The organism is Sphingomonas bacterium (assembly GCF_903643065.1).
Taxonomy (GTDB): Bacteria; Pseudomonadota; Alphaproteobacteria; order Sphingomonadales; family Sphingomonadaceae; genus Sphingomonas.
This window is the reverse complement of record NZ_CAHJWX010000260.1, coordinates 1-4,141: the sequence shown is the minus strand read 5'-3', so window position 1 is coordinate 4,141 and position 4,141 is coordinate 1. Positions and strand designations below refer to the sequence as shown.

Genomic DNA, 4,141 nt, shown 5'->3' with positions numbered 1-4,141 from the left:
CCTCGCCGCCTCGATCTTCCACTTCGGCGAGGCCAGCATCGCCGACGCGCACCGCGCGCTCGCCGCCGCCGGCGTGCCCGTCCGCCGGCCGCTCGCCGCTTCTTAACTGCCGCCGGGTTGACCCCCACGGCCGCGCGCGCCAGCAATCTGCCATGGACGACCCGCTCGATCGCCTCGCCGCCACGATCACCGCCCGCCGCGACGCGCCCGCACCGTCAGGAGCCGGCGGTTCCTACACCGCGCACCTGTTCGCGCGCGGCCGCGCGCGCATCGCGCAGAAGCTGGGGGAGGAGGCGGTGGAATGCGTCATCGCCGCGATGGGCGACGACCCGGCCGCCATCGTCCCCGAGGCCGCCGACCTGCTCTACCACCTGCTGGTCCTCCTCGCCGACGCCGGCCTGACGCTGGACGACGTGCGCGCGGAGTTGGCGCGGCGTGAGGGCATGTCCGGGCTCGCGGAGAAGGCCGCGCGCGGGTGAGCCGTCAGCACGCCGCGCCCGTGCTGGTGCCGGCGTCAGGTCGCGGGGTCGCGCGATGGCTTTAGCCGGCGCCGCTCAGTCGGCGCCGGCATTGGGGTCGAAATCGGGGCGGCCGGCCTTGGTCAGTTCCTGCGTCTTGCCGCCCGCCTGTTGTTCCCCCTCGTCCTTCGCATGATCGCCGGTGGCGTCTTCATCGTCGGTGGGCTGATCGGGCATGGGTCGTCTCCGCCGGTGAGGCGGCGGCATGGACGTCCCCGCCGGCGTCGTCGCCAACCCAAGTGACTCGGGCTGTCCCACCCGCGCCGGGTCTGCGATATCGCGAGCCATGCGCCCGACACCGCCGCTCGCGACTAACCCTTGTCACCTTCGGGCGCCTCGACTTGTCGCGAACTCGCGCCGTTGCGCGTGTAACTTTGGGAACGCCGCCCGATGCCGATCGACGCCACCCTGCCCTATGATCCTGCGAACATCTTCGCCCGCCTCCTGCGCGACGAGATCCCCTCGCGACGCGTGTACGAGGACGAGTGGGCTGTCGCGTTCCACGACATCGCGCCGCAGGCGCCGGAGCACATCCTGGTGATCCCGCGCGGCGCGTACGTCTCGTGGGACGACTTCGCCGCCAACGCGTCCGCCGACGAGATCACCGGCTTCGTCCGCGCCGTGGGCACGGTCGCCCGCGCGCGCGGGCTGGTCGCGCCCGGCTATCGCCTGCTCGCCAACACGGGCGGCGATGGCGGGCAGGAGGTGGCGCACCTCCACGTCCACCTGTTCGGCGGCGCCCCGCTCGGGCCGATGCTGGCGCGATAAGCGGTTGCGCGAAGGCGCGTTGCCGCTACGCTTTGCATTGCAACGAAATGCGGACCGCCCGGGCGCGGCAAAGGGAGTTTCTGAATGGCGACCAGACCGGCCGATGGTGGGATGGGGCTGCTGGCCCGCATGGGTTTGCGGAAGACCGTCGAACAGGTGCAGCGCGAAACCCAGACCAGCGAGTTGAAGCGGACGCTGGGGCCGTGGAATTTGGTCTTTCTCGGCATCGGCTGCATCATCGGCGCGGGTATCTTCGTCCGGACCGGCAGCGCCGCATCGCTTCATGCCGGCCCCGCCGTGCTGATCTCATTCCTGATCGCCGGCGTGGTCTGCGCGCTGGCAGGGCTTTGCTATGCGGAGCTGTCGTCGACCCTGCCCGTCTCGGGCTCGGCCTACACCTACAGCTATACGACGATCGGCGAGTTCGCCGCCTGGATCATGGGGGCGTTGCTGCTGCTCGAATATGGCCTGGCGGCGTCGGTCGTGGCGGTTGGCTGGGCCGGGTATGTCGTCAGCCTGCTCGGTGACTTCGGCATCGTCATTCCCGTGCAGCTGACCGGCCCGACCGGCCATGTCGTCATGCGCAGCGTCGGTAACGACATGGTGCCGGCGCTCTTGAACGGCCAGACCATGACCTACCTGTTCAACCTGCCTGCCTTCCTGATCTGCGCGGCGATGACCGCATTGCTGGTCGTCGGAGTGTCGGAGAGCGCCAAGGTCAACAACGTCATCGTCGCGATCAAGTTGACGGTGATCATCGCCTTCATCCTGATCTGCGGCGGCTATGTCGTCGCGCACTTCGGCACGTTGAAGGCGAACTGGAGCCCGTTCATTCCGCCCGCCACCGGTGAGGAAGGCAAGTTCGGCTGGGGCGGCATCCTGCGCGCCGCGTCGATCGTGTTCTTCGCCTATATCGGCTTCGAGGCGGTCTCGACCGCCGGGCAGGAAGCCAAGGACCCCAAGAAGGACATGCCCATCGGGCTGCTCGGCTCGTTGTTCGCCTGCACCGCGATCTACATCCTCGTGTCGATCGTCATGACGCTGATCGTCAACTACAAGACGCTCAACGTTCCGGATCCGGTCGCGGTCGCGGTCGACGCGCTGGGGCCGAAATGGGCCTGGTTCGCCAAGCTGGTGAAGGCGGGCGCGATCGTCGGCCTGACGTCGGTCGTGCTGGTGCTGATGTACGGCCAGACGCGCATCTTCTACACGATGGCGCGGGACGGCCTCCTGCCTCGCGTGTTCGCGACCGTCCATGCGCGGTTCAAGACACCGTGGGTCAACACCATCCTGGTCGGCCTGATCACCGCCATCGCGGCGGCGTTCTTCGACATCAACACGTTGGGCGACATGACATCGGTAGGCACGCTGGCGGCGTTCGCGATCGTCTGCTTGTCGGTGATCTGGCTCCGTCGCACGCACCCGGACATCCCGCGTGGTTTCGCGGTGCCATTATATCCCGTGCTGCCGGCCTTGGGGATCATCGCCTGCATCGCGCTGATCTTCACCGTCGAAACGCGCGTGCTGGTCTTCTTCGGCTGGTATACGTTGGGCGGCATCATCCTCTATTTCGTCTATGGGATGCGCAACAGCCGACTCTATCATGGCCTCGATAGCGACGCCGACGCCGATCCCGTCGGCGCGATGAAACCGCCGGTGCGTTAGGGTACGATCAGGAGCGATCCGCGCCGCAGTCTTAGCGACGCCGTCAGCCGGCCAGCTCGCCCGCCAGCGCCTTCAGGTCCGCCACGGGCCGCGCGCCGACATGGCCGATCACCTCGGCCGCGCAGATCGCGCCGAGCTTGAGGCTGTCCTCCAGCGCCAGCCCATGCGTCTGGCCATGGAGGAACCCGGCCGCGAACAGGTCGCCCGCGCCGGTCGTGTCCACCACCGCCGCGACCGGCGCCGCCGCCACCGTCACCCGCTCGCCCCCGCGCACCGCCAGCGCACCCCGCTCGGCCAGCGTCACCACCAGACACTCGACCTTGGGCGCGGCCCAGGCGATCGCCGCCTCGACATCCGCCGCCTGCGTCAGGCTGACCAGCTCCGCCTCGTTGGCGAACAACAGGTCGATCGATCCGTCGTCGAGCAACTGGTGGAAATCACCCCGGTGCCGATCGATCACGAACTCGGCCGAGGTGGTGAACGCGACCTTGCGCCCCGCGCCCTTGGCGACCTGGATCGCCGCCCGCATCGCCGCGCGCGGCTCCTCGGGATCCCACAGATAGCCTTCGATATACAGGTACGCCGCGTCGGCGATCAGCGCGCGGTCGAGCGCCGCCGCCGGCAGGTAATGCGACGCGCCCAGAAAGGTGTTCATCGTCCGCTGCCCGTCCGGCGTGACCAGGATCAGGCAGCGGCCCGTGGTCGGCTGACCCTCACGCGCGGGCACGTCGAAGCGGATGCCGCCCGCCTGGATGTCGCCAGCGAAGACGCGACCCAATTCGTCGTCGGCGACCTGCCCGATGAAGGCGCAGGCCGAGCCCAGCATCGCCATGCCCGCGATCGTGTTCGCCGCCGACCCGCCCGACACGGTCTCGCCCTCGCGCATCGCGGCATATAGCGCGTCTGCCTCCTCGGGCGAGAAGACCAGCTGCATCTGCCCTTTGGTCATCGCGTGCCGGGCGAGAAAGCCGTCATCGGCGGGGGCGAGGACGTCGACGATGGCGTTGCCGATCGCGACCACGTCGTAGCGGGGCTGATTCAAGACGGGCTCCGGGATAGGGAAACGTGGCCCCTAGCGATACCGGATCGGCCGCGATACCCGCCTTGGTCGATGAAGCCGCTCGCGCTCCTCGCCGCCCTGCCGCTCGCCGCGTGCGGCGCTGGCACGCGCCCGCCGCGCGACGCCGGCA

General features: G+C 69.1%; 5 protein-coding genes and 1 pseudogene. 4 read left to right on the top strand and 2 right to left on the bottom strand.

Going from position 1 to position 4,141, the window contains the following annotated elements:
- Positions 1-106 (top strand): annotated as a pseudogene (locus tag HUU95_RS14580) (imidazole glycerol phosphate synthase subunit HisF); the annotation flags it as partial.
- A gap of 46 nt (positions 107-152) precedes the next feature.
- Positions 153-479, top strand: a complete 327-nt coding sequence (locus tag HUU95_RS09870) for a phosphoribosyl-ATP diphosphatase (protein ID WP_174279959.1) — start codon at positions 153-155, stop codon at positions 477-479.
- 75 nt (positions 480-554) lie between these two features.
- On the opposite strand, the gene HUU95_RS09865 is transcribed toward HUU95_RS09870, so the two are convergent.
- On the bottom strand, positions 555-695 hold the full coding sequence (locus HUU95_RS09865; RefSeq protein ID WP_174279958.1) for a hypothetical protein: 141 nt from the start codon (positions 693-695) through the stop codon (positions 555-557).
- A gap of 213 nt (positions 696-908) precedes the next feature.
- On the opposite strand from HUU95_RS09865, the gene HUU95_RS09860 reads away from it, so the two are divergent.
- Both HUU95_RS09860 and HUU95_RS09855 read left to right on the top strand, forming a co-directional pair.
- Complete coding sequence (locus HUU95_RS09860; protein ID WP_174279957.1) at positions 909-1,286, top strand: HIT domain-containing protein; 378 nt, start codon at positions 909-911, stop codon at positions 1,284-1,286.
- 84 nt (positions 1,287-1,370) lie between these two features.
- The gene (locus tag HUU95_RS09855) at positions 1,371-2,951 is read left to right on the top strand and encodes an amino acid permease (protein WP_254602728.1); all 1,581 of its coding nucleotides are present in this window, start codon (positions 1,371-1,373) and stop codon (positions 2,949-2,951) included.
- Between the two features lie 43 nt (positions 2,952-2,994).
- Here the strand turns inward: HUU95_RS09855 and HUU95_RS09850 are convergent, their stop codons facing one another.
- Positions 2,995-3,993, bottom strand: coding sequence for an adenosine kinase (locus HUU95_RS09850; RefSeq protein WP_174279956.1), 999 nt, complete (start codon positions 3,991-3,993; stop codon positions 2,995-2,997).
- Positions 3,994-4,141 lie beyond the last annotated feature (148 nt).